Source organism: Pseudomonas sp. 2835 (genome assembly GCF_050435905.1).
Classification (GTDB): domain Bacteria; phylum Pseudomonadota; class Gammaproteobacteria; order Pseudomonadales; family Pseudomonadaceae; genus Aquipseudomonas.
In genome coordinates, this window is sequence record NZ_JBNDLE010000009.1 from 22,753 (window position 1) to 46,561 (window position 23,809).

The following is a 23,809-nucleotide window of genomic DNA, read 5'->3' on the forward strand; positions in this document are numbered from 1 at the left end:
GCATCATGGCAATCGTTAAATGCAAACCGACTTCCCCTGGCCGCCGTTTCGTGGTCAAGGTGGTCAACAAGGAGCTGCATAAAGGCGCTCCTCACGCACCGCTGCTCGAGAAGAAATCGAAGTCTGGTGGTCGTAACAACAATGGCCGTATCACTACTCGTCACGTAGGTGGTGGTCATAAGCAGCATTACCGTATGGTCGATTTCCGTCGCAACGACAAAGATGGCATCGTCGCCACTGTCGAGCGTATCGAATACGATCCAAACCGTACTGCTCACATCGCACTGCTGTGCTACGCAGACGGCGAGCGCCGCTACATCATCGCCCCTAAAGGCGTTGCTGCTGGCGACCAGCTGATCGCAGGCGCTCTGGCTCCAATCAAGCCAGGCAACTCCCTGCAACTGCGCAACATCCCAGTGGGTAGCACCATTCACGGCATCGAACTGAAGCCGGGCAAAGGTGCACAGATCGCTCGTTCCGCTGGTGCTTCGGCTCAGCTGATCGCTCGCGAAGGTGTCTATGTGACCCTGCGTCTGCGCTCTGGTGAAATGCGTAAAGTCCTGGCTGAATGCCGTGCGACCCTGGGTGAAGTCTCGAACTCCGAGCACAGCCTGCGTTCGCTGGGTAAAGCTGGTGCCAAACGCTGGCGTGGCGTTCGCCCAACCGTTCGTGGTGTTGCCATGAACCCGGTTGACCACCCACATGGTGGTGGTGAAGGTCGTACCTCCGGTGGTCGTCATCCGGTATCGCCATGGGGCTTCCCGACTAAGGGCGCGAAGACTCGTGGTAATAAGCGTACCGACAACATGATCGTCCGTCGTCGCAAGTAAATAGAGGGATACGACAGTGCCACGTTCTCTGAAAAAAGGTCCTTTTATCGATCTTCACCTACTGAAGAAGATCGAAGTGGCGGCGGAAAAGAACGATCGCAAACCAGTTAAGACCTGGTCGCGCCGTTCCATGATCCTGCCACAAATGGTCGGTCTGACCATCGCGGTACACAACGGTCGCCAACACGTCCCAGTTCTCGTGAACGAAGACATGGTCGGCCATAAACTGGGCGAGTTTGCCGGTACCCGCACTTATCGTGGGCACGTGGCTGACAAGAAAGCCAAGCGTTAAGGGGTAAGGAAATGGAAGTAGCCGCTAAGTTGTCGGGCGCTCGAATCTCCGCCCAGAAAGCCCGCTTGGTCGCCGACCAGATCCGCGGGAAGAAGGTGGGCGAAGCGCTCAACCTGTTGGCTTTCAGCAGCAAAAAAGCCGCTGAAATCATGAAGAAAGTCCTCGAGTCGGCCGTAGCCAACGCCGAGCATAACGAAGGCGCAGACGTTGATGACCTGAAGGTCTCCACCGTTTTCGTCAACGAAGGGCGTTCGCTGAAGCGCATCATGCCGCGTGCCAAAGGCCGCGCTGATCGCATCGTCAAGCGGTCTTGCCATATCACTGTCAAGGTTGCGGACAAGTAACGGAGTCGATCAGATGGGTCAGAAAGTACATCCCACTGGCATTCGCCTGGGAATCGTCAAGGAGCACACCTCCGTCTGGTACGCAGACGGTCGGACTTATGCGGACTATTTGCTCGCAGATCTGAATGTGCGTGAGTACCTCCAAGACAAACTAAAAAGCGCGTCCGTTAGCCGTATCGATATCCATCGTCCGGCCCAAACTGCACGCATCACCATCCACACCGCTCGTCCAGGTATCGTTATCGGGAAGAAAGGTGAAGATGTTGAGAAACTGCGTCAGGACCTGACCAAGCAAATGGGTGTGCCTGTGCACATCAACATCGAAGAGATCCGCAAGCCGGAACTCGACGGTATGCTGGTAGCTCAGAGCGTAGCTCAGCAGCTGGAGCGTCGTGTGATGTTCCGTCGCGCCATGAAGCGCGCCGTACAGAACGCCATGCGCATTGGTGCCAAAGGCATCAAGATCCAAGTGAGCGGTCGTCTCGGCGGTGCTGAAATCGCACGTACTGAATGGTATCGCGAAGGTCGTGTGCCCCTGCACACCCTGCGTGCCGATATCGACTATGCCACCTACGAAGCTCACACCACTTACGGTGTGATCGGTGTGAAGGTTTGGATTTTCAAAGGCGAAGTAATTGGTGGTCGCCAAGAAGAACTGAAACCACAAGCACCAGCGCCTCGTAAAAAAGCTGCTAAGTAAGGGGTACGCCAAATGTTGCAACCAAAGCGTACAAAATTCCGCAAGCAGATGACTGGCCACAACCGTGGTCTGGCACTGCGCGGTAGCAAAGTCAGCTTCGGCGAGTTTGCTCTGAAAGCTGTTGCTCGCGGTCGTCTCACCGCCCGCCAGATTGAGTCGGCACGTCGTGCTCTGACCCGTCACGTAAAACGTGGCGGTAAAATCTGGATCCGTGTGTTCCCGGACAAGCCGATCTCCAAGAAGCCTCTCGAAGTGCGGATGGGTAAAGGTAAAGGTTCCGTGGAGTACTGGGTTGCCCAGATCCAGCCAGGCAAAGTCCTGTACGAGATCGAGGGTGTTTCTGAAGAGCTGGCGCGTGAGGCTTTCGCCTTGGCGGCTGCAAAGCTGCCTCTCGCCACCTCCTTTGTTAAGCGGACGGTGATGTGATGAAAGCGAATGAACTTCGTGAAAAATCAGCACAGCAGCTGAACGAGCAACTGCTCGGCTTGCTGCGCGACCAGTTCAATCTGCGTATGCAGAAAGCAACTGGCCAGTTGGGGCAGTCGCACCTGCTCTCGCAAGTTAAGCGTGACATCGCTCGCGTGAAAACTGTGCTCAACCAGCAGGCAGGTAAGTGATCATGGCTGAAGCTGAAAAAACCGTCCGTACGCTGACTGGCCGTGTCGTCAGCGACAAGATGGACAAAACCATCACCGTACTGATCGAGCGTCGCGTAAAGCACCCGATCTACGGTAAATACGTTAAGCGTTCGACTAAGCTGCACGCGCACGACGAAACCAACCAGTGCCATATCGGCGACAAGGTCTCCATCCGCGAGACCCGTCCGCTGGCCAAGACCAAGTCCTGGGCACTGGTTGAAGTTCTCGAACGCGCTGTTGAAGTCTAAGGGCTAAGGGTCGGAGAAATTTTATGATTCAGACTCAATCCATGCTCGATGTGGCCGATAACAGCGGCGCTCGTCGCGTCATGTGCATCAAGGTTCTCGGCGGTTCGCACCGCCGTTACGCCGGCATCGGTGACATCATCAAGGTAACCGTCAAGGAAGCAATTCCTCGCGGTAAAGTGAAGAAAGGCCAAGTGATGACTGCTGTTGTAGTCCGCACTCGCCACGGTGTCCGTCGTGCTGACGGCTCCATCATCCGCTTTGATGGCAATGCTGCTGTTCTGCTGAACAACAAGCAAGAGCCGATCGGCACCCGTATCTTTGGGCCAGTGACCCGTGAACTTCGTACTGAGAAGTTCATGAAGATCGTCTCGCTCGCCCCAGAAGTGCTGTAAGGAGATCCGACATGCAAAAGATTCGTCGTGACGACGAGATCATCGTGATCGCCGGCAAAGACAAAGGTAAGCGCGGTAAGGTGCTCAAGGTTCTCGCTGACGACCGTCTGGTCGTTGGTGGGATCAACCTGGTGAAGCGTCATACCAAGCCTAACCCGATGTCGGGCGTACAGGGCGGTATCGTCGAGAAAGAAGCGCCACTGCACGCTTCCAACGTCGCCATTTTCAACGGCGAAACCAACAAGGCTGACCGCGTTGGTTTCAAAGTAGAAGACGGCAAAAAAATTCGTGTCTTCAAGTCGACCCAAAAAGCGGTTGATGCTTGAACACTGCTAGGTAGAAGACCATGGCACGACTGAAAGAGATTTACCGGAACGAGATTGCTCCCAAGCTTAAGGAAGAACTTAAGCTGGCGAACGTGATGGAAGTTCCGCGCGTTACCAAGATCACCCTGAACATGGGTCTGGGCGAAGCTGTCGGCGACAAAAAAGTCATCGAACACGCTGTTGCTGACCTGGAGAAGATCACCGGTCAGAAAGCCGTTGTGACTTTCGCTCGGAAATCCATCGCGGGCTTCAAAGTCCGTGAGGGCTGGCCGATCGGCGTTAAAGTTACCCTGCGCCGTGATCGTATGTACGAGTTCCTGGACCGCCTGCTGGCGATCTCCCTGCCTCGGGTTCGCGACTTCCGCGGCCTGAATGCCAAGTCCTTCGATGGTCGTGGCAACTACAGCATGGGCGTGAAAGAGCAGATCATCTTCCCGGAAATCGACTACGACAAGATCGATGCTCTGCGCGGTCTGGACATTACCCTGACCACCACTGCCAAGAACGATGACGAAGGCCGCGCTCTGATGCGTGCTTTCAAATTCCCGTTCCGCAACTGATTGGAGTAGGAAAATGGCCAAGAAGAGCATGAAAAACCGTGAGCTGAAGCGTCAGCTCACTGTTGCCAAGTACGCCAAGAAGCGTGCCGAGCTGAAAGCGACCATCGTGAACCTGGAAGCAACTCCAGAAGAGCGTTTTGCCGCTGTCGTAGCTCTGCAGAAGCAACCACGTGACGCCAGCGCTGCGCGCCTGCGTAACCGTTGCCGCATCACCGGTCGTCCACACGGCGTTTACCGCAAGTTCGGCCTCGGCCGTAACAAGCTGCGTGAAGCAGCAATGCGCGGTGACGTTCCAGGTCTGGTTAAAGCCAGCTGGTAAGACGTACCGGCAGCGTCCAGGTGGCGGGGGAGCAATCTTCCGACCACCGGTGACCTTGCAACGAAACAAGCCCCTTCTGGGGCTTGTTTCGTTTCTGGGAACTGTCTAGAATGACCGGCTCTCCTGAGCCCGGGTTTTTACGTCCGGCGATTTCAGGGGACTGTAGTAGCCGAGAGGCTAATTTTTCTTGTATCAGGAGCGTCTAGCCCATGAGTATGCAGGACCCGTTAGCGGACATGCTAACTCGCATCCGTAATGCCCAGATGGCTGAAAAGTCCGTCGTAAGCATGCCTTCGTCGACTCTGAAGGTTGCGGTAGCCAAAGTTCTGAAAGACGAAGGTTACATCGCTGGCTACCAAGTCAGCAGCGAAGTAAAACCATCGCTTTCCATCGAGCTGAAATACTTCGAAGGCCGTCCGGTCATCGAGGAAGTCAAGCGCGTAAGTCGTCCAGGCCTGCGTCAGTACAAGTCCGTCGAAGAACTGCCGAAAGTACGTGGCGGTCTGGGCGTGTCTATCGTCTCCACCAACAAAGGTGTGATGACTGATCGTGCTGCGCGCGCTGCCGGTGTCGGCGGCGAAGTTCTCTGCACAGTGTTCTAAGGGGGGATAAGCATGTCTCGCGTCGCTAAGAACCCCGTTAAGCTGCCAGCCGGTGTCGAAGTCAAATTCGTCGGCCAACAGCTTTCGGTGAAGGGTGCCAAGGGCACTCTCGAACTGAACGTTCACTCGTCGGTTGAAATTGTTGAAGAAGCTGGTGAGCTGCGTTTCGCTGCTCGCAATGGCGATCAACAAACTCGCGCTATGGCCGGTACTACCCGCGCCCTGGTGAACAACATGGTCCAGGGCGTAAGCCAAGGCTTCGAGCGCAAGCTCCAGCTGGTCGGTGTTGGTTACAAAGCACAAGCCAAAGGCACCGTGCTGAACCTGGCACTCGGCTTCTCGCATCCAGTGGATTACGAACTGCCGGCCGGTATCACCGCAGAGACCCCAAGCCAGACCGATATCCTGATCAAGGGTATCGACAAGCAGCTGGTAGGTCAGGTGGCCGCTGAAATCCGCGACTTCCGTCCACCAGAGCCGTACAAAGGCAAGGGTGTGCGTTACGCGGACGAAGTCGTCCGTCGTAAAGAAGCCAAGAAGAAGTAGGGCCTAGCAAATGACCGACAAAAAAGTTACTCGACTGCGTCGCGCTCGCAAAGCACGCCTGAAAATGCACGAACTCGAAGTCGTGCGTCTCTGCGTGTTCCGCTCCTCGCAGCACATCTACGCCCAGGTCATTTCGGCCGACGGCAGCAAGGTTCTGGCCAGTGCCTCGACCTTGGACAAAGAACTGCGTGATGGTGCCACCGGCAACATCGACGCGGCCACTAAGGTTGGCAAGCTGGTAGCTGAGCGCGCGAAAGCCGCCGGTGTATCTCAAGTTGCCTTTGACCGTTCCGGCTTCAAGTACCATGGCCGCGTCAAAGCGCTGGCTGATGCTGCTCGTGAAGGCGGGCTGGAGTTCTAAGTTATGGCAAATAACGATCAAAAGCGCGACGAAGGCTACATCGAGAAGCTGGTTCAAGTTAACCGCGTTGCTAAAACCGTCAAAGGCGGCCGTATCTTCACTTTCACCGCGTTGACCGTGGTTGGTGATGGTAAAGGTCGTGTTGGCTTCGGCCGTGGCAAATCGCGCGAAGTACCTGCTGCGATCCAGAAAGCCATGGAAGCTGCCCGTCGCAACATGATTCAGGTAGACCTGAACGGCACTACTCTGCAGTACGCCACCAAGTCCGCCCATGGCGCGTCGAAGGTGTACATGCAGCCTGCCTCGGAAGGTACCGGTATCATCGCCGGTGGCGCAATGCGTGCCGTCCTGGAAGTTGCTGGCGTTCAGAACGTCCTGGCCAAGTGCTACGGCTCGACCAACCCAGTGAACGTGGTTCATGCCACTTTCAAGGGTCTGAAGGCTATGCAATCTCCTGAGTCCATTGCTGCCAAGCGCGGCAAGAGCGTTGAGGAGATCCGCTGATCATGGCTACCGTTAAAGTAACGCTGATCAAAAGCACCGCCGGCCGTCTCCCTAACCACAAACTGTGTGTTAAGGGTCTGGGTCTGCGCCGCATCGGTCACACTGTAGAAGTCCTGGATACTCCCGAGAATCGCGGGATGATCAACAAGGCTTACTACATGCTGCGCGTCGAGGGTTAATCGATGAAACTCAATGATCTGAGTCCAGCGCCGGGTTCCCGTCGCGAGAAGCATCGTCCGGGCCGTGGTATCGGTAGCGGTTTGGGTAAGACTGGTGGCCGCGGCCACAAAGGTCAGACCTCCCGTTCCGGTGGCACCATTGCTCCAGGCTTTGAAGGCGGTCAACAGCCGCTGCACCGTCGTCTGCCGAAATTCGGCTTCGTTTCCCTGAAAGCCATGGACCGCGCAGAAGTGCGTCTGTCCGAGCTGGCCAAAGTGGAAGGCGACGTTGTCACCGTGCAATCCCTGAAGGATGCCAACGTGATTAACCAAAACGTACAGCGTGTGAAAATCATGCTGTCCGGCGAAGTTACTCGCGCGGTCACCATCAAGGGTATCGCAGCCACCAAAGGTGCGCGTGCGGCTATCGAAGCAGTTGGCGGCAAGTTCGAGGAATAAATGGCTAAGCAAGGTGCTCTCTCTTCGCTCGGCAAAGGCGGGATGTCTGAACTCTGGGCTCGTCTGCGTTTTCTGTTCCTGGCGATCATCGTCTACCGGATAGGCGCACACATCCCAGTTCCAGGTATCAACCCGGACCGGCTGGCGGAACTGTTTCGACAGAATGAGGGGACCATTCTTAGCTTGTTCAACATGTTTTCCGGCGGCGCGCTGGAACGGATGAGCATCTTTGCACTGGGGATCATGCCGTACATTTCGGCATCGATCATCATGCAGCTGATGACCGCCGTCAGCCCGCAGCTGGAGCAGTTGAAGAAGGAAGGTGAAGCTGGCCGTCGCAAGATCAGCCAGTACACCCGCTACGGCACCGTTATCCTGGCGCTGGTCCAGGCCATTGGCATGTCCATTGGCCTGGCCGGTCAGGGCGTGGCGTTTTCTGCTGACTTTGGCTTCCATTTCGTTGCGGTGTCCACTTTCGTGGCCGGCGCGATGTTCATGATGTGGCTGGGCGAGCAGATCACCGAGCGCGGTGTAGGCAACGGTATCTCGATGTTGATTTTCGCAGGTATCGTCGCCGGTCTTCCGAGAGCAATCGGGCAGTCTTTCGAGTCTGCACGCACAGGCGATATCAACATTTTCGCCCTGGTCGCTATCGGTTTGCTGGCAGTAGCGATTATCGGTTTCGTGGTGTTCATTGAGCGTGGTCAGCGTCGTATCGCCGTTCACTACGCCAAGCGTCAGCAGGGCCGCAAGGTCTTCGCTGCGCAGACCAGCCACCTGCCGTTGAAAGTGAACATGGCGGGTGTAATCCCTGCCATTTTCGCGAGCAGCATCTTGCTGTTCCCGGCTTCGCTGGGTGCCTGGTTCGGTCAGTCCGAAGGTATGGGCTGGTTGCAGGACATCTCGCAGTCGATCGCTCCTGGTCAGCCGTTGAATATTCTGCTGTTTAGTGCAGGGATTATTTTCTTCTGCTTCTTCTATACGGCGTTGATGTTCAATCCGAAAGACGTAGCGGAAAACCTGAAGAAGTCCGGTGCCTTTATTCCGGGCATCCGTCCAGGTGAGCAGTCGGCGCGCTACATTGATGGCGTTCTGACCCGCTTGACCATGTTCGGTGCTCTTTATATGACGGCCGTGTGTCTGCTTCCCCAGTTCCTGGTGGTCGCGGCAAACGTTCCGTTCTACCTTGGCGGGACCTCGTTGCTGATTGTGGTAGTGGTTGTGATGGACTTCATGTCCCAAGTACAATCGCACCTCGTTTCGCACCAGTACGAATCCCTGATGAAGAAAGCCAACCTGAAAGGCTACGGTGGCAGCGGTCTGCTGCGCTGATTGACCCTTAAGGTTCGAGGAGTTGGTGATGAAAGTTCGTGCATCGGTGAAAAAGCTGTGCCGTAACTGCAAAATTATTCGCCGCGAAGGTGTCGTTCGAGTAATTTGCAGTGCGGAACCACGTCACAAGCAGCGCCAAGGCTGATTGTGATCTGCGCTACAAACCCAGCAGCTAGTGCGCTGCTGGGTTGATTATTTGTTTCTACAGCGATATTATCTCGCGCCCTATTTCTTGGCTTCCGGGGCGTAGGTAGCTGTCAATTGGAGTCCCACTGAATGGCCCGTATTGCAGGCGTCAACATTCCAGATAACAAGCACACTGTTATCTCGCTGACCTACATCTATGGTGTTGGTCGCACTACTGCACAGAAAATCTGTGCAGAGACTGGGGTCAACCCAGCCGCAAAGATCAAGGATCTGAGCGACGAGCAGGTTGAATCGCTGCGTACTGAAGTCGCGAAGTACATCACCGAAGGTGATCTGCGCCGTGACATCAACATGAAAATCAAGCGGTTGATGGACCTGGGTTGCTACCGCGGCCTGCGTCATCGTCGGGGTCTGCCAGTACGCGGTCAGCGTACCAAGACCAACGCGCGTACCCGTAAGGGCCCGCGTAAGCCGATCCGCAAGTAATCGCACCAGCGAATCGACAGGAATTTAGAAATGGCAAAACCTGCTGCTCGTCCTCGTAAAAAAGTCAAAAAGACAGTGGTTGATGGCATCGCCCACATCCATGCCTCTTTTAACAACACCATCGTGACCATCACCGATCGTCAAGGTAACGCTCTGTCCTGGGCTACCTCCGGCGGTTCGGGTTTCCGCGGTTCCCGCAAGTCCACCCCGTTCGCTGCTCAGGTAGCTGCTGAACGTGCTGGTCAAGCTGCGCTGGAATATGGTCTGAAGAACCTCGACGTCAACGTCAAGGGTCCAGGTCCAGGTCGTGAGTCCGCTGTTCGTGCTCTGAACGGCTGTGGCTATAAGATCGCCAGCATCACCGACGTGACGCCAATCCCGCATAACGGGTGCCGTCCGCCGAAGAAGCGCCGCGTGTAATCAGGAGACAGATAAATGGCACGTTACATTGGTCCAAAATGCAAACTGTCTCGTCGTGAAGGCACCGATCTGTTCCTGAAGAGCGGCGTTCGCGCTCTGGAATCGAAGTGCAACATCGAAGCAGCCCCAGGTATCCACGGTCAGCGCCGCGGTCGTCAGTCCGACTACGGCACCCAGCTGCGTGAGAAACAAAAAGTCCGTCGTATCTACGGCGTACTTGAGCGTCAATTCAGCGGTTACTACAAGCAAGCGGCCTCCAAGAAGGGCGCTACTGGTGAGAACCTGCTGCAACTGCTCGAGTGCCGTCTGGATAACGTCGTTTATCGTATGGGCTTTGGCGCTACTCGTGCCGAATCCCGTCAGCTGGTTTCGCACAAAGCGATCAGCGTAAACGGCAAGACTGTAAACGTTCCGTCCTACCAAGTTCGTCCGGGTGACGTGGTCGCGGTTCGCGAGAAGTCGCTGAACCAGCTGCGCATTGTTCAAGCCCTTGAACTGTGCGCCCAGCGTGGCCGCGTTGAGTGGGTAGATGTGGATGCTGCCAAGAAGTCGGGCGTTTTCAAGAACGTTCCTGCTCGCAGCGACCTGTCCGCCGACATCAACGAAAGCCTGATTGTCGAGCTCTACTCCAAGTAAGGGCTAGAAAATAGGTGCATCCATGCAGATTTCGGTAAATGAGTTCCTGACGCCCCGCCACATCGATGTGCAGGTCGTCAGTCCAACCCGCGCTAAAATCACGCTCGAGCCTCTCGAGCGTGGCTTTGGCCATACCCTGGGCAACGCGCTGCGCCGCATCCTGTTGTCCTCCATGCCTGGCTGTGCAGTAGTCGAGGCCGAGATTGACGGTGTACTCCACGAGTACTCGGCAATCGAAGGTGTACAGGAAGATGTCATTGAAATCCTGTTGAACCTGAAAGGCCTGGCTATCAAACTGCACGGTCGTGACGAAGTTACGCTGACCTTGTCGAAGAAGGGTTCGGGGGTGGTTACCGCTGCCGATATTCAGCTGGATCATGATGTCGAGATCGTTAACCCCGATCACGTAATCGCTAACCTGGCGTCGAATGGCGCCTTGAACATGAAGCTCACCGTAGCTCGTGGTCGTGGTTATGAGCCGGCCGATTCGCGTCAGAGCGATGAAGACGAAAGCCGCAGCATTGGTCGCTTGCAGCTCGACTCTTCGTTCAGCCCGGTTCGCCGTATCGCATACGTGGTGGAAAACGCCCGTGTCGAGCAGCGTACCAACCTGGACAAGCTGGTAATTGATCTGGAAACCAACGGTACCCTGGATCCTGAAGAGGCCATCCGTCGTGCCGCAACCATCCTGCAACAGCAGCTGGCTGCGTTCGTCGACCTCAAAGGTGACAGTGAACCAGTGGTAGTCGAACAGGAAGACGAGATCGATCCGATCCTGCTTCGTCCGGTTGACGATCTGGAATTGACCGTGCGTTCGGCCAACTGCCTTAAGGCGGAGAACATTTACTACATCGGCGACCTGATTCAGCGCACCGAAGTAGAACTGTTGAAGACTCCGAACCTGGGCAAGAAATCCTTGACTGAAATCAAGGACGTTCTGGCCTCCCGTGGTCTGTCCCTCGGCATGCGCCTCGACAACTGGCCGCCTGCAAGTCTTAAGAAGGACGACAAGGCGACTGCCTGATCGTCGTAATCACCGAACGTAGTGTTTGGTAAGGAATGAACCCATGCGTCATCGTAAAAGTGGACGTCACCTGAGCCGTACTAGCTCTCACCGTAAGGCCATGTTCCAAAACATGGCGGTGTCGCTGTTCGAGCACGAGCTGATCAAAACTACTCTGCCAAAAGCCAAGGAACTGCGCCGCGTTGCCGAGCCGCTGATCACCCTGGCCAAGGAAGACAGCGTTGCTAACCGTCGTCTGGCTTTCGACCGTACTCGTTCGAAAGAAATCGTCGGTAAGCTGTTCAACGATCTGGGCAAGCGCTATGCCACCCGTCAGGGCGGCTACCTGCGTATCCTCAAGTGCGGCTTCCGCGCTGGCGATAACGCACCTATGGCGTACGTCGAGCTGGTTGATCGTCCTGTTGGTGGCTCGGTTGAAGCTGCTGAGTAAGGCGAACAGTCTGTAACAAGAAACCGGGCCTAGCGCCCGGTTTTTTGTGCTCGCATGTATTGTAATAATCTATTGATCTGAATCAGCTAATGAATTTGTTGTTGTCATAGTTGTGGTCGATACTCATCCCAAGCCGATTAGCCGGCCGTTCAAGACCGATAGGGAGAGAGTATGAGCCAGAACAAGATACTGACCACCGCCAGCGGCGCCCCGGTAGCCGACAACCAGAACTCGCGTTCGGCAGGCCCACGCGGCCCGTTGTTGCTGGATGACTTTCATCTGATCGAGAAGCTCGCGCACTTCAACCGCGAGAACATCCCTGAGCGCCGCGTACACGCCAAAGGCTCGGGCGCCTATGGCACCTTTACCGTCACCCGTGATATCACTCAGTACAGCTGCGCCAAGCTGTTCAGCAACGTTGGCAAGCAGACTGAAACCTTCCTGCGCTTCTCCACGGTGGGCGGCGAACGTGGTTCGGCAGACACCGAGCGTGACCCGCGTGGTTTCGCCCTGAAGTTCTACACCGAAGAGGGCAACTGGGACATCGTTGGCAACAACACCCCGGTATTCTTCATTCGCGACCCGCTGAAATTCCCCGATTTTATCCACACCCAGAAACGCCTGCCGCAAAGCAACCTGAAGAGCGCACAGATGATGTGGGACTTCTGGTCGCATTCGCCCGAAGCCCTGCACCAGGTGACCATCCTGTTCTCCGACCGCGGCATCCCGGACGGCTACCGCCACATGCACGGCTTCGGCAGCCACACCTACAGCCTGATCAACGCTCAGGGCCAGCGCACCTGGGTTAAATGGCACTTCAAGACCAAGCAAGGCATCAAGAACCTGGCCCCTGCCGAGGCCGCGCGCCTGGCCGGTACTGACCCGGACTACGCCCAGCGTGACTTGTTCGAAGCGATCGAGCGCGGTGATTTCCCCAAATGGGCCGTGTGCATCCAGGTCATGAGCGAAGAAGAAGCGGCCAGCCGCGACGAGAACCCGTTCGACGTGACCAAGACCTGGTCGCAGAAGCACTACCCGCTGATCGAGATCGGCGAGCTGGAACTCAACCGCAACCCGCTGAACTACTTCGCCGAAGTCGAGCAAGCCGCGTTCGGCCCGAGCAACATGGTGCCGGGTGTTGGCCTGTCGCCAGACCGCATGCTGCAGGGGCGCGTATTCGCCTACGCAGACGCCCATCGCTACCGTGTCGGTACCAACCACCAGCAACTGCCGGTAAACGCCCCACGCAGCCCGGTGAACAGCTACCAGCGTGATGGTTCGATGGCGTTCGGCAGCAATGGCGGTGCGGCGCCGAACTACGAGCCGAACAGCTACGCCAATGCGCCGAAACAGGCCCCGCAGTACGCTGAGCCGGCACTGGCGCTCAACGGTGTCGCTGATCGTTACGATCACCGTGAAGACACTGACTACTACAGCCATGCCGGTGCGCTGTTCCGCCTGATGAACCCGGAGCAGAAGGCGCTGCTGGTCAGCAACATCGCCGGCGCCATGGGCGGAGTTTCTGAAGAGGTGGTCCAGCGTCAGTTGCAGCACTTCTTCAAGGCCGATCCGGCCTATGGCGAAGGGATTGCCAAGGCTTTGGGCATAAATCTCGCCTAAGTCGAAGTGATAAGAAGAACCGCCCTCATTTGGGCGGTTTTTCAATGAATATCACTACCGTTTACCTGCTTTTTTGCACTTTTTTGCCCAATTCTCAGTGACCTTCCGGTCATCCTGGTTCAAACTATGACTTTCACACAGGGAGAGGCAGGGCGATGCAAGGTCACCCGGACGTAATCGATTATCTCAACACGTTGCTGACGGGCGAACTGGCGGCACGTGACCAATATTTCATCCACTCGCGGATGTACGAGGACTGGGGCTTGAGCAAGCTCTACGAGCGTATCAACCACGAAATGGAAGAAGAGGCGCAACACGCCGATGCCCTGATGCGTCGTATCCTCATGCTCGAAGGCACCCCGCGCATGCGTCCTGATGACCTGGACGTCGGCACCACCGTGCCGGACATGATCGCCGCCGACCTGCGCCTGGAGTACAAGGTGCGCGCCGCACTGTGCAAGGGCATCGAGCTGTGCGAACTGCACAAAGATTACATCAGCCGCGACATCCTGCGCCTGCAACTGGCCGATACCGAAGAAGATCACACCTATTGGCTGGAAAAACAGCAGGGCCTGATCAAGTCGATCGGTCTGGAAAACTACCTGCAATCGCAGATGTAATTTTCCCGGAACAAAAAAAGCCCCGCCAGTGCGGGGCTTTTTCATTTGCAAGCGGACCAAATCAGGCGCGGTCACGTTCCAGCAGCGGCTTGAGGTAGTAGCCGGTATACGACTGTTTCATCTCGGCCACCTGTTCCGGGGTACCAAAACCGATGATCTGACCGCCCTTGGAACCACCCTCAGGGCCGAGGTCAACGATCCAGTCGGCAGTCTTGATAACATCCAGGTTGTGCTCGATCACCACTACGGTGTTGCCGTGATCGCGCAGGCGGTGCAGTACATCGAGCAGTTGCTGAATATCGGCAAAGTGCAGGCCGGTAGTCGGTTCGTCGAGGATGTACAGGGTCTTGCCGGTGTCACGCTTGGACAGCTCGCGTGACAGCTTGACCCGCTGCGCCTCGCCCCCGGAGAGGGTGGTCGCCGACTGACCGAGCTTGATGTAGGACAGGCCGACATCCATCAGTGTCTGCAGCTTGCGAGCCAGCGCCGGTACCGCGTCGAAGAACTCGCGGGCTTCCTCGATGGTCATTTCCAGGACCTCGTGGATGTTCTTGCCCTTGTACTTGATCTCCAGGGTTTCGCGGTTGTAGCGCTTGCTCTTGCACACATCGCACGGCACATAGATGTCCGGCAAAAAGTGCATCTCGACCTTGATCAGGCCGTCGCCCTGGCACGCTTCGCAGCGCCCGCCCTTGACGTTGAACGAGAAACGCCCCGGGCCGTAGCCGCGTGAGCGCGATTCCGGCACGCCGGAGAACAGTTCGCGGATCGGCGTGAACAGTCCGGTGTAGGTCGCCGGGTTCGAACGCGGGGTGCGGCCGATCGGGCTCTGGTCGATGTCGACCACCTTGTCCAGGTGCTGCAGGCCATCGCAGCTGTCGTGCGGCGCCGCTTCCAGGGTGCTGGCACCGTTGAGGGCGGTGGCGCTGAGCGGGAACAGGGTGTTGTTGATCAGGGTCGATTTGCCGGAGCCGGACACGCCAGTCACGCAGGTCAGCAGGCCGATCGGAATTTCCAGGTCGACGTTTTGCAGGTTGTTGCCGCGCGCGCCCTTGAGTTTGAGCGAGAGCTTCTTATTTCGTGGTGTGCGCTTGGCCGGTACGGCAATCTTCACTCGCCCAGACAGGTACTTGCCGGTCAGCGAGTCCGGATGGGCCATGACCTCGGCCGGTGTCCCCTCTGCGACGATCTGGCCGCCGTGCACGCCGGCGCCCGGGCCGATGTCGACGACGTAGTCGGCCAGGCGAATGGCGTCCTCGTCATGCTCGACCACGATCACCGTGTTGCCGATGTCGCGCAGGTGATTGAGGGTGCCGAGCAAGCGGTCGTTGTCGCGCTGGTGCAGGCCGATGGATGGCTCGTCGAGGATGTACATGACCCCGACCAGGCCGGCGCCGATCTGGCTGGCCAGGCGGATACGCTGGGCTTCACCGCCCGAGAGGGTGTCGGCGCTGCGATCGAGGGTCAGGTAGTCGAGGCCGACGTTGACCAGAAACTGCAGGCGCTCGCAGATCTCCTTGAGGATCTTGTCGGCAATTTCGCCGCGTCGGCCGGTCAGCTTCAGGCCACCGAAGTAGCCGCTGGCATCGCCGATCGGCAGGCATGTGACCGCCGGCAGGGTCTTCTCGCCGACCCAAACGTGCCGCGCTTCACGGCGCAGGCGCGTGCCACGGCAATCCGGGCAGGGCTGGGTGCTGAGGAACTTGGCCAGCTCTTCGCGTACGGTCGCCGATTCGGTCTCGCGGTAGCGACGCTCCAGGTTCGGCACGATGCCTTCGAACGGGTGCGAGCGCTTGACGATGTCGCCGCGGTCGTTGAGGTACTTGAAGTCGACGTTCTGCTTGCCGCTGCCGTGGAGGATGACTTTCTGCTGCTCGGCTGGCAGTTCGCCGAAGGGGATCTCGAGGCTGAAGTCATAATGCGCGGCCAGCGAGCCGAGCATCTGGAAGTAATAGACGTTGCGCCGGTCCCAGCCGCGAATTGCGCCTTCAGCCAGGGTCAACTCGCCGTTTACCAGGCGCTTGGTGTCGAAGAACTGCTTGACCCCCAGGCCGTCGCAGGTCGGGCAGGCGCCGGCCGGGTTGTTGAAGGAGAACAGCTTGGGCTCCAGCTCGCTGATCGCATGGCCGCAGATCGGGCAGGCGAAGCGGGCGGAGAAGATCATCTCTTCGAACAGCTCGTCATCCATTGATGCGACCAAGGCAATGCCGTCGGCGAGCTTCAGCGCGGTTTCGAAGGATTCGGCCAGGCGCTGCTGCAGGTCCTCGCGAACCTTGAAACGGTCGACCACCACTTCGATGGTGTGCTTTTTCTGCTTGTCGAGCTTGGGCAGTTCATCGAGTTCGAACAGCTTGCCGTTGACCCGGGCCCGCACGAAGCCCTGGGCGCGCAGTTCTTCAAATACTGCCAGGTGTTCACCCTTGCGCTCGCGAATTACCGGTGCCAGCAGCATCAACTTGCTGCCTTCGGGCTGGGCCAGCACCAGGTCGACCATCTGGCTGACGGTTTGCGCTTCCAGCGGGATGTCGTGGTCCGGGCAGCGTGGAGTTCCGACGCGGGCGTAGAGCAGGCGCAGGTAGTCGTAGATTTCGGTGATAGTGCCGACGGTCGACCGCGGGTTGTGCGAAGTCGACTTCTGCTCGATGGAGATCGCCGGCGACAGGCCTTCGATGGTATCGACGTCGGGCTTTTCCATCATCGACAGGAACTGCCGGGCGTACGCCGACAGGGATTCGACATAACGGCGCTGGCCTTCGGCGTACAGGGTATCGAAGGCCAGGGACGACTTGCCGGAACCGGACAGGCCGGTGATGACGATCAACTTGTCCCGGGGCAGGGTCAGGTCGATGTTCTTCAGGTTGTGGGTTCGTGCCCCACGAATCAGGATCTTGTCCACTGCGGCCTCGCTCGGCGGGCATAAACGGTTGAGTATACGGCTCCATGCCATTACGCGGCAAAGCGTCGCGTATATGCCGTTATGCGATGGGACTGGTAGAATCGCCGCCGGTTCACACGAGGTTTATCCATGCACGATCCCCACAGCGAACGCATGAGTGGCAGCGAGACCCGCGCCGCAGGCGGCCTGGCCCTGGTGTTCGCCTTCCGTATGCTGGGCATGTTCATGGTCCTGCCGGTACTGGCGACCTATGGCATGGACCTGGCCGGTGCCACCCCGGCATTGATCGGCCTGGCCATTGGCGCCTACGGCCTGACTCAGGCTTTCCTGCAGATTCCGTTCGGGGTGATTTCCGATCGCATCGGCCGTCGCCCGGTGATTTACCTGGGCCTGGTGATCTTTGCCCTGGGCAGCGTGCTGGCGGCCCAGGCCGACTCGATCTGGGGGGTGATTGCCGGACGCATCCTGCAAGGCGCAGGGGCGATTTCTGCTGCGGTCATGGCCTTGCTCTCGGACCTGACCCGCGAACAGCACCGCACCAAGGCCATGGCCATGATCGGCATGAGTATCGGCCTGTCGTTTGCCGTGGCCATGGTCGTCGGCCCGCTGGTCACCCGTGCCTTCGGCCTTTCGGGGTTGTTCCTGGCCACCGCGGCCATGGCCGTGGTCGGCATTGCGATCATTGCCTTTGTCGTGCCGCCATCTCACGGCGCCCTGCAGCATCGTGAGTCAGGGGTCGCCAAGCAAGCACTGATGCCGACCCTGCGCCATCCGGACCTGCTACGCCTGGACGTGGGCATCTTCGTCTTGCATGCCATTCTGATGGCCAGTTTCATCGCCTTGCCGCTGGCCTTCGTCGAGCGTGGCGGTTTGCCGAAAGAAGAGCACTGGTGGGTGTACCTCACCGCCTTGCTGATTTCATTCTTTGCAATGATCCCGTTCATCATCTACGGCGAAAAAAAGCGCAAGATGAAACGTGTCCTGCTGGGCGCGGTCAGTGTGTTGATGCTTACCGAGCTATTCTTCTGGCTGTCAGCAGACAACTTGCACGAACTGGTGATCGGCACCGTGATATTCTTCACCGCCTTCAACCTGCTGGAGGCATCCTTGCCTTCACTGGTAAGCAAGGTGTCGCCCGCCGGCGGCAAGGGCACGGCCATGGGGGTGTATTCCACCAGCCAGTTCCTTGGTGCCGCGCTGGGAGGAATTCTCGGTGGCTGGTTGTTCCAGCACGGTGGCCTGAGCACGGTGTTCCTTGGCTGCGCAGCGTTGTGTGCCCTGTGGTGGGTCGTGGCGCTGAGCATGCGTGAACCGCCGTACGTGACCAGCCTGCGCATGCCGTTATCGGCCGAGGCGGTACGCGAAGCGGGGCTGACCGAGCGGCTGATGGCCGTCCCGGGTGTGACCGACGCAGTGGTGGTGGCCGATGAAGCCGCCATCTATATCAAACTTGATACACAAATTTTGGATCGCACGACCCTGGAACGCCTGGTAAACCCGGCTTCCTCCGCGTGCGAAGCCTAGGAGAACGTTATGGCCCGTGGGGTTAACAAAGTCATTCTGGTCGGTACCTGCGGCCAGGATCCCGAAGTCCGCTACCTGCCTAACGGTAACGCCGTGACCAACCTGAGCCTGGCGACCAGCGAGCAGTGGACCGACAAGCAGACCGGCCAGAAGGTCGAGCGCACCGAATGGCACCGCGTGTCGATGTTCGGCAAGGTCGCCGAAATCGCCGGTGAATACCTGCGCAAAGGCTCGCAGGTCTACATCGAAGGCAAGCTGCAGACCCGCGAGTGGGAAAAGGACGGCATCAAGCGTTACACCACCGAAATCGTCGTCGACATGCAGGGCACCATGCAGTTGCTCGGCGGCCGCCCGCAGAACCAGGACGGCGCCCCGCAAGGCGGCAACAACTACAACCAGGCGCCACGCCAGCAGGCTCCGCGTCCACAGCAGTCCGCGCCGCAACAGCGCCCGGCGCCTCAGCAGGCCGCACCGCAGCCGGCTCCGGACTTCGACAGCTTCGATGACGATATTCCGTTCTGATTCGCGACGCTGACTGCAACATCCTCAAAACGCCCAGTGCATCGCACCGGGCGTTTTGCTTTTTGCCGACCGGCAATCCGTTTTCATCCCGCTCTCGGGAATCTTGACTAGAGTGACAGTTGGCGGCCATCAATCTGCCGCTACCGTGATCGTTCAAGAGACGCCGGCCACGTCCCGGGCGTCCACCACCTGATCAGGAGTGCACGATGGATCTCAACCGTCGGCAGTTCTTCAAGGTCGCAGCAGTTGGCCTTGGAGGCTCGAGCCTGGCAGCGTTGGGCATGGCCCCGACACCTGCCTTCGCCGAGCAGGTGCGCCACTTCAAGCTGGCGCACACTAAAGAAACCCGCAACACCTGCCCCTATTGCTCGGTCGGCTGCGGCCTGATCCTGTACAGCCAGGGGGACGGCGGCAAGAACGTTGCGCAGAACATCATCCACATCGAAGGCGATGCCGACCATCCGGTGAACCGCGGAACCCTGTGCCCGAAAGGCGCCGGCCTGCTCGACTTCATCCACAGCCCCAGCCGGCTGCAGTACCCGCAGATGCGCAAGCCCGGCAGCAGCGAGTGGACGCGGGTGTCCTGGGATGAGGCGCTGGACCGTATTGCCGACCTGGTCAAGACCGACCGCGATGCCAACTTCGTCGAGAAGAATGCTCAGGGGCAGACGGTCAACCGTTGGCTGACCACGGGTTTTCTGGCGGCATCGGCGGCTTCCAGCGAGGCCGGTTACCTGACTCACAAGGTCATTCGCAGCCTGGGCATGCTGGGGTTCGATAACCAAGCGCGTGTCTGACATGGCCCGACGGTGGCAAGTCTTGCCCCGACGTACGGCCGTGGTGCCATGACCAACCACTGGACTGATATCGCCAACGCGAATCTGATCCTGGTGATGGGCGGCAACGCAGCAGAAGCGCACCCGTGCGGCTTCAAATGGGTGACCGAAGCCAAGGCTCACAACAAGGCCCGGCTGATCGTGGTTGACCCGCGGTTTACCCGTACCGCGTCGGTGGCCGATTACTACGCGCCGATTCGTACCGGTAGCGATATCGCCTTCATGGGCGGCCTGATCAATTACCTGCTGAGCAACGACAAGATCCAGCACGACTATGTGCGCAATTACACCGACGTGTCGTTTATCGTCAAAGCCGGCTTTGGCTTCGAGGATGGGCTGTTCAGTGGCTACGACGCGGCCAAGCGCAGCTACACCGACAAGTCCGGCTGGGGTTACGAGCTGGGCGAGGACGGCTTTGCCAAGGTCGATCCGACCCTGCAGGACCCGCGCTGCGTCTACCAGCTGATGAAGCTGCACTACAGCCGCTACACCGCGGACCTGGCGAGCATGACCTGTGGCATGCCGCAGGACCGCATGCTGAAGATCTGGGAAGAGATCGCCACCTGCTCGCAACCGGGCAAGACCATGACGATCCTCTATGCCCTGGGCTGGACCCAGCACTCGATCGGCGCGCAGATCATCCGCAGTGCGGCCATGGTGCAACTGCTGCTGGGTAACGTCGGCATGCCCGGTGGCGGCGTCAACGCCCTGCGCGGGCACTCCAACATCCAGGGGCTTACCGACCTTGGCCTGCTGTCGAACTCCTTGCCCGGTTACCTGACCCTGCCGGGCGATGCCGAGCAGGACTACGACGCCTACATCGCCAAGCGGGCGCTCAAGCCGTTGCGGCCGGGGCAGCTGTCGTACTGGCAGAACTACGGCAAGTTCCACGTCAGCCTGATGAAGGCCTGGTATGGCGCCAATGCCAGCGCCGAGAACCATTGGGGCTACGACTGGCTGCCGAAGCTGGATATCCCCGGCTACGACGTGCTGAAGATGTTCGACCTGATGGGCCAGGGCAAGGTCAACGGCTACATGTGCCAGGGTTTTAACCCTATTGCCGCGCTGCCGGATAAAAACCGCGTGACTGCGGCCCTGAGCAAACTCAAGTGGCTGGTAGTGATGGACCCGCTGGCCACCGAGACCTCGGAGTTCTGGCGCAACGTCGGGCCCTTCAACGACGTGCAGAGCGCCGAGATCCAGACGGAGGTGATCCGCCTGCCCACTACCTGCTTCGCCGAGGAAGATGGCTCGCTGGTCAACAGCAGCCGTTGGCTGCAATGGCACTGGAAGGGCGCCGACGGCCCGGGGGAAACCCGCACCGACGTGCGCATCATGAGCGAGCTGTTCCTGCGCCTGCGCAAACGCTACCAGGCCGAAGGCGGCGCCTTCGCCGAGCCGCTGTTGAACCTCAGCTGGCCGTACAAGGTGGCCGACGAACCATCACCTGAAGAGCTGGCCAGGGAGCTCAACGGCAATGCCGTCAGCGACCTCACCGATGCCACTGGCGTTACCCTCAAGGCCGGCCAGCAGTTGTCCGGTTTTGCCCAGCTCAAGGACGATGGCAGTACGGCTTCCGGGTGCTGGATTTTTTGCGGCAGCTGGACTGAGCAGGGCAACCAGATGGCCCGCCGTGACAACAGCGACCCGTTCGGCATGAAGCAGAACCTCGGCTGGGCCTGGGCCTGGCCGGCCAACCGGCGGATCCTCTACAACCGCGCCTCGGCCGACCCGCAAGGCAAACCCTGGGACCCGAACAAGCGCCTGGTGTGGTGGAACGGCAAAGCCTGGGGCGGCACCGACACCCCGGACTACAAGGCCGACGTGCCGCCAGAGGCCGGCATGAACCCGTTCATCATGAACCCGGAAGGGGTGGCGCGCTTCTTTGCCGTCGACAAGATGAACGAAGGCCCGTTCCCCGAGCACTACGAGCCCTTCGAGACGCCGATCGGCATCAACCCGCTGCACCCGAACAACAAGCAGGCGACCAGCAACCCGGCCGGGCGGATCTTCGATTCGGTGTGGGACACCCTTGGCCAGGCCAAGGACTTCCCTTACGCCGCGACCAGCTACCGGCTGACCGAGCATTTCCACTTCTGGAGCAAGCACTGCAAGCTCAACGCCATCGCCCAGCCCGAGCAGTTTGTCGAGATCGGCGAAGTGCTGGCGCAAGAGAAGGGCATCGTCGCCGGCGACCGCGTGCGGGTCACCTGCAAACGCGGGCATATCGAGGCGGTGGCGGTTGTCACCAAGCGCATCCGGCCGTTGCAGGTCAACAACCAGACCGTGCACCAGATCGGCATTCCGCTGCACTGGGGCTTCACCGGCAGTACCCGTCACGGCTACCTGACCAACACCCTGGTGCCGTTCCTCGGTGATGGAAATACGCAGACGCCGGAATCCAAGTCGTTCCTGGTCAACGTGGAGAAAATCTGATGGCTAGCCAAGACATCATCGCCCGTTCGGCCACCACCACGCCGCCCTCGTCGATCCGCCAGCTGGAGGAGGTGGCCAAGCTGATCGACACCACCAAGTGCATCGGTTGCAAGGCCTGCCAGGTGGCCTGTTCGGAGTGGAACGAGCTGCGAGACGAGGTCGGTCACAACCATGGCACCTACGACAACCCGCAGGACCTGAGCGCCGAAACCTGGACGCTGATGCGCTTCACCGAGCACGAGACCGGCGACGGCAACCTGGAGTGGCTGATCCGCAAGGACGGCTGCATGCACTGCGCCGATCCTGGTTGCCTGAAGGCCTGCCCGAGCCCGGGGGCGATCATCAAGCATGCCAACGGCATCGTCGACTTCAATCAGGACCACTGCATCGGCTGCGGCTACTGCATCACCGGCTGCCCGTTCAACATCCCGCGAATTTCGCAGAAGGACCACAAGGCTTACAAATGCACCTTGTGTTCCGACCGGGTGTCGGTGGGGCTGGAGCCGGCCTGTGTGAAAACCTGCCCGACCGGCGCCATCGTCTTTGGCAGCAAGCAGGACATGAAGGAGCATGCTGCCGAGCGCATCGTCGACCTCAAGTCGCGCGGTTTCGACCAGGCCGGCCTGTACGACCCGGACGGCGTTGGCGGTACCCACGTGATGTACGTGCTGCACCACGCCGATACGCCGCGCTTATACGCGGGCCTGCCGGACCAGCCGGTCATCAGCCCGCTGGTAGGCCTGTGGAAAGGCGTGACCAAGCCACTGGCGCTGCTGGCCATGGGCGCGGCGGTGCTGGCCGGGTTCTTCCATTATGTGCGCGTCGGCCCGCAACGGGTCGACGCGGACGAACACCCGAGCCCGGTGGATACCAGCGTGCAGGTGGTCGACCCGGCGGTGCACGTTTATGACCCGAACCGGCCGGGCGGGCAAGGGGAGGAGCGACCATGAACGACAAACCTATCCTGCGCTACAACGCCAACGAGCGGACCAACCACTGGCTGGTGGCGATCCTGTTCATCATGGCCGGGTTGTCGGGGCTGGCGCTGTTTCACCCGGCGCTGTTCTGGCTCAGCCATCTGTTCGGCGGCGGGCCGTGGACACGGATTTTGCACCCGTTCATGGGCGTGTTGATGTTCGTGTTCTTTGTTGGCCTGGTGCTGCGTTTCTGGCGGGCGAACTACTTTATCGCCAACGACCGCCTGTGGCTCAAGCGCATCGACCGGGTGATGCGCAACGAGGAGGAGGGCGTGCCGCCAATCGGCAAGTACAACCCCGGGCAGAAGCTGCTGTTCTGGACTTTGCTGCTGTGCATGCTGGTGCTGTTGATCAGCGGCGTGGTGATCTGGCGAGCCTACTTCAGCAGTTATTTCGGCATCGGTTCGATTCGCCTGGCGACCCTGGCGCATGCCCTGGCGGCGTTCGTGCTGGTGCTGAGCATCATCGTCCATATTTACGCCGGGATCTGGATCAAGGGTTCGGTCAGCGCCATGCTGCATGGCTGGGTCAGCCGCGCCTGGGCGAAAAAACACCATGAGCTGTGGTATCGGGAGGTGACCGGCGACAAACAGCCGCCACCGCCGATCAATAAAAAAGGATGAG

At 59.0% G+C, this 23,809-nt stretch carries 32 protein-coding genes; 31 read left to right on the forward strand and 1 reads right to left on the reverse strand.

Annotated elements, in window-relative coordinates:
* Window positions 1-5 precede the first annotated feature (5 nt).
* From rplB to bfr, 26 genes are all read left to right on the forward strand, one after another.
* The gene (rplB, locus tag ABIE20_RS14860; protein ID WP_038606161.1) at window positions 6-830 is read left to right on the forward strand and encodes a 50S ribosomal protein L2; all 825 of its coding nucleotides are present in this window, start codon (window positions 6-8) and stop codon (window positions 828-830) included.
* A 16-nt stretch (window positions 831-846) separates the two neighbouring features.
* Window positions 847-1,122 (forward strand): 30S ribosomal protein S19, encoded by a 276-nt coding sequence (rpsS, locus tag ABIE20_RS14865; protein ID WP_002555486.1) that lies wholly within the window; start codon window positions 847-849, stop codon window positions 1,120-1,122.
* A gap of 11 nt (window positions 1,123-1,133) precedes the next feature.
* Window positions 1,134-1,466, forward strand: coding sequence for a 50S ribosomal protein L22 (gene rplV / locus ABIE20_RS14870; protein ID WP_003103908.1), 333 nt, complete (start codon window positions 1,134-1,136; stop codon window positions 1,464-1,466).
* Between the two features lie 13 nt (window positions 1,467-1,479).
* Window positions 1,480-2,166, forward strand: a complete 687-nt coding sequence (rpsC, locus tag ABIE20_RS14875; RefSeq protein WP_010220308.1) for a 30S ribosomal protein S3 — start codon at window positions 1,480-1,482, stop codon at window positions 2,164-2,166.
* Between the two features lie 12 nt (window positions 2,167-2,178).
* The gene (rplP, locus tag ABIE20_RS14880; RefSeq protein ID WP_003255479.1) at window positions 2,179-2,592 is read left to right on the forward strand and encodes a 50S ribosomal protein L16; all 414 of its coding nucleotides are present in this window, start codon (window positions 2,179-2,181) and stop codon (window positions 2,590-2,592) included.
* Window positions 2,592-2,783, forward strand: a complete 192-nt coding sequence (gene rpmC / locus ABIE20_RS14885; RefSeq protein ID WP_002555481.1) for a 50S ribosomal protein L29 — start codon at window positions 2,592-2,594, stop codon at window positions 2,781-2,783. The genes rplP and rpmC overlap by 1 nt, the downstream gene beginning before the upstream one ends.
* Window positions 2,784-2,785: 2 nt before the next feature.
* Entirely contained in the window at window positions 2,786-3,052 is a 267-nt protein-coding gene (gene rpsQ / locus ABIE20_RS14890; RefSeq protein WP_008374160.1) for a 30S ribosomal protein S17, read from the forward strand.
* 23 nt (window positions 3,053-3,075) lie between these two features.
* A complete protein-coding gene (gene rplN / locus ABIE20_RS14895) occupies window positions 3,076-3,444 on the forward strand; it encodes a 50S ribosomal protein L14 (protein WP_002555479.1) in 369 nt (122 codons plus the stop codon).
* Between the two features lie 11 nt (window positions 3,445-3,455).
* The gene (rplX, locus tag ABIE20_RS14900; protein WP_009397501.1) at window positions 3,456-3,770 is read left to right on the forward strand and encodes a 50S ribosomal protein L24; all 315 of its coding nucleotides are present in this window, start codon (window positions 3,456-3,458) and stop codon (window positions 3,768-3,770) included.
* Between the two features lie 20 nt (window positions 3,771-3,790).
* Window positions 3,791-4,330 carry a 50S ribosomal protein L5 gene (gene rplE / locus ABIE20_RS14905; RefSeq protein ID WP_010220311.1) on the forward strand — a complete coding sequence of 180 codons (540 nt, stop codon included), beginning with the start codon at window positions 3,791-3,793 and terminating at the stop codon, window positions 4,328-4,330.
* Between the two features lie 13 nt (window positions 4,331-4,343).
* Window positions 4,344-4,649, forward strand: coding sequence for a 30S ribosomal protein S14 (gene rpsN, locus ABIE20_RS14910; protein WP_038998487.1), 306 nt, complete (start codon window positions 4,344-4,346; stop codon window positions 4,647-4,649).
* 209 nt (window positions 4,650-4,858) lie between these two features.
* Window positions 4,859-5,251, forward strand: coding sequence for a 30S ribosomal protein S8 (gene rpsH / locus ABIE20_RS14915; protein WP_010220313.1), 393 nt, complete (start codon window positions 4,859-4,861; stop codon window positions 5,249-5,251).
* A gap of 12 nt (window positions 5,252-5,263) precedes the next feature.
* Entirely contained in the window at window positions 5,264-5,797 is a 534-nt protein-coding gene (rplF, locus tag ABIE20_RS14920) for a 50S ribosomal protein L6 (RefSeq protein ID WP_010220314.1), read from the forward strand.
* A gap of 10 nt (window positions 5,798-5,807) precedes the next feature.
* A complete protein-coding gene (rplR, locus tag ABIE20_RS14925; protein ID WP_009397496.1) occupies window positions 5,808-6,158 on the forward strand; it encodes a 50S ribosomal protein L18 in 351 nt (116 codons plus the stop codon).
* A 3-nt stretch (window positions 6,159-6,161) separates the two neighbouring features.
* Window positions 6,162-6,662: a 30S ribosomal protein S5 gene (rpsE, locus tag ABIE20_RS14930; RefSeq protein ID WP_010220316.1), complete on the forward strand. Its 501-nt coding sequence runs from the start codon at window positions 6,162-6,164 to the stop codon at window positions 6,660-6,662.
* 2 nt (window positions 6,663-6,664) lie between these two features.
* Window positions 6,665-6,841 carry a 50S ribosomal protein L30 gene (gene rpmD, locus ABIE20_RS14935; protein WP_010220317.1) on the forward strand — a complete coding sequence of 59 codons (177 nt, stop codon included), beginning with the start codon at window positions 6,665-6,667 and terminating at the stop codon, window positions 6,839-6,841.
* Between the two features lie 3 nt (window positions 6,842-6,844).
* Entirely contained in the window at window positions 6,845-7,279 is a 435-nt protein-coding gene (gene rplO, locus ABIE20_RS14940) for a 50S ribosomal protein L15 (RefSeq protein WP_429505695.1), read from the forward strand.
* Window positions 7,280-8,611 (forward strand): preprotein translocase subunit SecY, encoded by a 1,332-nt coding sequence (secY, locus tag ABIE20_RS14945; protein WP_010220319.1) that lies wholly within the window; start codon window positions 7,280-7,282, stop codon window positions 8,609-8,611. It abuts the gene before it with no gap.
* 28 nt (window positions 8,612-8,639) lie between these two features.
* On the forward strand, window positions 8,640-8,756 hold the full coding sequence (gene rpmJ, locus ABIE20_RS14950; protein WP_002555468.1) for a 50S ribosomal protein L36: 117 nt from the start codon (window positions 8,640-8,642) through the stop codon (window positions 8,754-8,756).
* 131 nt (window positions 8,757-8,887) lie between these two features.
* Window positions 8,888-9,244 (forward strand): 30S ribosomal protein S13, encoded by a 357-nt coding sequence (rpsM, locus tag ABIE20_RS14955; RefSeq protein WP_010220320.1) that lies wholly within the window; start codon window positions 8,888-8,890, stop codon window positions 9,242-9,244.
* Between the two features lie 30 nt (window positions 9,245-9,274).
* A complete protein-coding gene (gene rpsK, locus ABIE20_RS14960; RefSeq protein ID WP_002555466.1) occupies window positions 9,275-9,664 on the forward strand; it encodes a 30S ribosomal protein S11 in 390 nt (129 codons plus the stop codon).
* Window positions 9,665-9,679: 15 nt separating this feature from the next.
* Window positions 9,680-10,300 carry a 30S ribosomal protein S4 gene (rpsD, locus tag ABIE20_RS14965; protein WP_010220321.1) on the forward strand — a complete coding sequence of 207 codons (621 nt, stop codon included), beginning with the start codon at window positions 9,680-9,682 and terminating at the stop codon, window positions 10,298-10,300.
* A 22-nt stretch (window positions 10,301-10,322) separates the two neighbouring features.
* The gene (locus tag ABIE20_RS14970) at window positions 10,323-11,324 is read left to right on the forward strand and encodes a DNA-directed RNA polymerase subunit alpha (RefSeq protein WP_003186012.1); all 1,002 of its coding nucleotides are present in this window, start codon (window positions 10,323-10,325) and stop codon (window positions 11,322-11,324) included.
* Window positions 11,325-11,367: 43 nt separating this feature from the next.
* Window positions 11,368-11,754 carry a 50S ribosomal protein L17 gene (gene rplQ / locus ABIE20_RS14975; protein WP_002555463.1) on the forward strand — a complete coding sequence of 129 codons (387 nt, stop codon included), beginning with the start codon at window positions 11,368-11,370 and terminating at the stop codon, window positions 11,752-11,754.
* Between the two features lie 171 nt (window positions 11,755-11,925).
* The gene (locus ABIE20_RS14980; RefSeq protein ID WP_429505696.1) at window positions 11,926-13,374 is read left to right on the forward strand and encodes a catalase; all 1,449 of its coding nucleotides are present in this window, start codon (window positions 11,926-11,928) and stop codon (window positions 13,372-13,374) included.
* Window positions 13,375-13,529: 155 nt separating this feature from the next.
* Window positions 13,530-13,994 (forward strand): bacterioferritin, encoded by a 465-nt coding sequence (bfr, locus tag ABIE20_RS14985; protein ID WP_045200027.1) that lies wholly within the window; start codon window positions 13,530-13,532, stop codon window positions 13,992-13,994.
* A gap of 61 nt (window positions 13,995-14,055) precedes the next feature.
* On the opposite strand, the gene uvrA is transcribed toward bfr, so the two are convergent.
* Complete coding sequence (gene uvrA, locus ABIE20_RS14990) at window positions 14,056-16,890, reverse strand: excinuclease ABC subunit UvrA (RefSeq protein WP_429505697.1); 2,835 nt, start codon at window positions 16,888-16,890, stop codon at window positions 14,056-14,058.
* Between the two features lie 129 nt (window positions 16,891-17,019).
* Between uvrA and ABIE20_RS14995 the strand changes: the two genes are divergently transcribed.
* The 5 genes from ABIE20_RS14995 (at window position 17,020) to ABIE20_RS15015 (ending at window position 23,808) form a co-directional block, all read left to right on the forward strand.
* A complete protein-coding gene (locus ABIE20_RS14995; RefSeq protein WP_045200021.1) occupies window positions 17,020-18,414 on the forward strand; it encodes an MFS transporter in 1,395 nt (464 codons plus the stop codon).
* Between the two features lie 9 nt (window positions 18,415-18,423).
* A complete protein-coding gene (locus tag ABIE20_RS15000; RefSeq protein ID WP_045200019.1) occupies window positions 18,424-18,936 on the forward strand; it encodes a single-stranded DNA-binding protein in 513 nt (170 codons plus the stop codon).
* A 206-nt stretch (window positions 18,937-19,142) separates the two neighbouring features.
* Entirely contained in the window at window positions 19,143-22,208 is a 3,066-nt protein-coding gene (gene fdnG / locus ABIE20_RS15005; RefSeq protein ID WP_429505698.1) for a formate dehydrogenase-N subunit alpha, read from the forward strand.
* On the forward strand, window positions 22,208-23,158 hold the full coding sequence (gene fdxH / locus ABIE20_RS15010; RefSeq protein WP_429505699.1) for a formate dehydrogenase subunit beta: 951 nt from the start codon (window positions 22,208-22,210) through the stop codon (window positions 23,156-23,158). Before fdnG ends, fdxH begins: the two co-directional genes overlap by 1 nt.
* Window positions 23,155-23,808, forward strand: a complete 654-nt coding sequence (locus ABIE20_RS15015) for a formate dehydrogenase subunit gamma (protein WP_045200010.1) — start codon at window positions 23,155-23,157, stop codon at window positions 23,806-23,808. The genes fdxH and ABIE20_RS15015 overlap by 4 nt, the downstream gene beginning before the upstream one ends.
* Window position 23,809: the final 1 nt, after the last annotated feature.

Bases quoted from the DNA above. Each gene is read 5' to 3' on its own strand.
- ABIE20_RS14980 (WP_429505696.1), top strand. From the start codon at position 11,926: ATGAGCCAGAACAAGATACTGACCACCGCCAGCGGCGCCCCGGTAGCC.
- rplQ (WP_002555463.1), top strand. From the start codon at position 11,368: ATGCGTCATCGTAAAAGTGGACGTCACCTGAGCCGTACTAGCTCTCAC.
- rplX (WP_009397501.1), top strand. From the start codon at position 3,456: ATGCAAAAGATTCGTCGTGACGACGAGATCATCGTGATCGCCGGCAAA.
- rplV (WP_003103908.1), top strand. From the start codon at position 1,134: ATGGAAGTAGCCGCTAAGTTGTCGGGCGCTCGAATCTCCGCCCAGAAA.
- rplP (WP_003255479.1), top strand. From the start codon at position 2,179: ATGTTGCAACCAAAGCGTACAAAATTCCGCAAGCAGATGACTGGCCAC.
- rpsM (WP_010220320.1), top strand. From the start codon at position 8,888: ATGGCCCGTATTGCAGGCGTCAACATTCCAGATAACAAGCACACTGTT.
- rpsN (WP_038998487.1), top strand. From the start codon at position 4,344: ATGGCCAAGAAGAGCATGAAAAACCGTGAGCTGAAGCGTCAGCTCACT.
- rpsK (WP_002555466.1), top strand. From the start codon at position 9,275: ATGGCAAAACCTGCTGCTCGTCCTCGTAAAAAAGTCAAAAAGACAGTG.
- rplF (WP_010220314.1), top strand. From the start codon at position 5,264: ATGTCTCGCGTCGCTAAGAACCCCGTTAAGCTGCCAGCCGGTGTCGAA.
- rplN (WP_002555479.1), top strand. From the start codon at position 3,076: ATGATTCAGACTCAATCCATGCTCGATGTGGCCGATAACAGCGGCGCT.
- bfr (WP_045200027.1), top strand. From the start codon at position 13,530: ATGCAAGGTCACCCGGACGTAATCGATTATCTCAACACGTTGCTGACG.
- fdxH (WP_429505699.1), top strand. From the start codon at position 22,208: ATGGCTAGCCAAGACATCATCGCCCGTTCGGCCACCACCACGCCGCCC.
- rpsD (WP_010220321.1), top strand. From the start codon at position 9,680: ATGGCACGTTACATTGGTCCAAAATGCAAACTGTCTCGTCGTGAAGGC.
- rpmC (WP_002555481.1), top strand. From the start codon at position 2,592: ATGAAAGCGAATGAACTTCGTGAAAAATCAGCACAGCAGCTGAACGAG.
- rpsE (WP_010220316.1), top strand. From the start codon at position 6,162: ATGGCAAATAACGATCAAAAGCGCGACGAAGGCTACATCGAGAAGCTG.
- rpmD (WP_010220317.1), top strand. From the start codon at position 6,665: ATGGCTACCGTTAAAGTAACGCTGATCAAAAGCACCGCCGGCCGTCTC.
- ABIE20_RS15000 (WP_045200019.1), top strand. From the start codon at position 18,424: ATGGCCCGTGGGGTTAACAAAGTCATTCTGGTCGGTACCTGCGGCCAG.
- ABIE20_RS14970 (WP_003186012.1), top strand. From the start codon at position 10,323: ATGCAGATTTCGGTAAATGAGTTCCTGACGCCCCGCCACATCGATGTG.
- rplO (WP_429505695.1), top strand. From the start codon at position 6,845: ATGAAACTCAATGATCTGAGTCCAGCGCCGGGTTCCCGTCGCGAGAAG.
- rplB (WP_038606161.1), top strand. From the start codon at position 6: ATGGCAATCGTTAAATGCAAACCGACTTCCCCTGGCCGCCGTTTCGTG.
- rpsH (WP_010220313.1), top strand. From the start codon at position 4,859: ATGAGTATGCAGGACCCGTTAGCGGACATGCTAACTCGCATCCGTAAT.
- rpmJ (WP_002555468.1), top strand. From the start codon at position 8,640: ATGAAAGTTCGTGCATCGGTGAAAAAGCTGTGCCGTAACTGCAAAATT.
- rplR (WP_009397496.1), top strand. From the start codon at position 5,808: ATGACCGACAAAAAAGTTACTCGACTGCGTCGCGCTCGCAAAGCACGC.
- ABIE20_RS14995 (WP_045200021.1), top strand. From the start codon at position 17,020: ATGCACGATCCCCACAGCGAACGCATGAGTGGCAGCGAGACCCGCGCC.
- rpsQ (WP_008374160.1), top strand. From the start codon at position 2,786: ATGGCTGAAGCTGAAAAAACCGTCCGTACGCTGACTGGCCGTGTCGTC.
- ABIE20_RS15015 (WP_045200010.1), top strand. From the start codon at position 23,155: ATGAACGACAAACCTATCCTGCGCTACAACGCCAACGAGCGGACCAAC.
- rplE (WP_010220311.1), top strand. From the start codon at position 3,791: ATGGCACGACTGAAAGAGATTTACCGGAACGAGATTGCTCCCAAGCTT.
- secY (WP_010220319.1), top strand. From the start codon at position 7,280: ATGGCTAAGCAAGGTGCTCTCTCTTCGCTCGGCAAAGGCGGGATGTCT.
- rpsC (WP_010220308.1), top strand. From the start codon at position 1,480: ATGGGTCAGAAAGTACATCCCACTGGCATTCGCCTGGGAATCGTCAAG.